Genomic DNA, 520 nt, shown 5'->3' with positions numbered 1-520 from the left:
GCCGGTGCGTATCCCCGGCATCGGCTACGCCACCGGGCTGAAGACCACGATCCTGCTCGAAGTTGAGGGTGCCGCGCATTATCTTCCAGCCTACGCCGGCAATCTTGACATCATGACCTCTGCCGCCCTGGTCACCGCCGACCATTGGGCCGCGCAATATCTCGCCCAGGAGGCTGCATAAATGGCCCGCCCGAACCCGAACAAGCTCTACGTCCAGGATGTCACCCTGCGCGACGGCATGCACTCCATCCGCCACCAATATACGCTCGAGAATGTCACCGCGATTGCCCGCGCGCTCGACGAAGCCAAAGTCGACGCCATCGAAATTTCACACGGCGACGGCATCACCGGCTCCACCTTCAACTACGGCTTTGGCGCGCATGACGACGCCGAATGGATCGCCGCCGTGGCGGGTGTGTGCAAGCACGCGCGCGTCACCATCCTGCTGCTGCCCGGCATCGGCACGGTACATGACCTCAAGGCCGCCTATGATGCCGGTGCGCGCTCGGTGCGCATCGCC

General features: G+C 64.0%; 2 pseudogenes. Both read left to right on the top strand.

The window, feature by feature from the left end:
* Positions 1–181, top strand: a pseudogene (locus QQJ84_RS13975) (hypothetical protein); the annotation flags it as partial.
* Positions 182–520, top strand: a pseudogene (locus QQJ84_RS13970) (4-hydroxy-2-oxovalerate aldolase); the annotation flags it as partial.

The sequence above is a fragment of the Acidocella aquatica genome, assembly GCF_030160635.1.
GTDB classification, from domain to species: domain Bacteria; phylum Pseudomonadota; class Alphaproteobacteria; order Acetobacterales; family Acetobacteraceae; genus Acidocella; species Acidocella aquatica.
This window is presented reverse-complemented; position numbering and strand designations above follow the sequence as displayed.